The sequence below is a fragment of the Psychromonas arctica genome (genome assembly GCF_038155225.1).
GTDB classification, from domain to species: Bacteria; Pseudomonadota; Gammaproteobacteria; order Enterobacterales; family Psychromonadaceae; genus Psychromonas; species Psychromonas arctica_B.
The window spans coordinates 1-239 of the sequence record NZ_JBAKBA010000175.1; the positions used below are offsets into that span (position 1 = coordinate 1).

At 42.3% G+C, this 239-nt stretch carries 1 protein-coding gene; it reads left to right on the forward strand.

Translation table 11 applies throughout. The annotated features are described in order from the left end of the window. Window positions 1–239, forward strand: a 239-nt coding sequence (locus V6255_RS18215) for a hypothetical protein (protein ID WP_341629402.1), incomplete at both ends; no start/stop codon positions are given.

Below are 239 nucleotides of genomic sequence, written 5' to 3' on the forward strand. Positions count from 1 at the left end.
GTTAAGTGCTACAGAACACGCATTGCAAGGTGAAAACTCGCAGCTGGTTACTTTAGCAGCTCAATATAAAGAGCAGTTAACCCATGCTGAGGAGCTATTTACAAGGGCATTAACTTCTTCACTGTTTGCTGACCACGCGGGTTACCTTGATGCCTGTTTAAAGCAAGATGAAATGCAATCGTTAACGGAACAGATGCAACATCTACAACAGCAGTTATTAACTGAAACAACACGCTTAC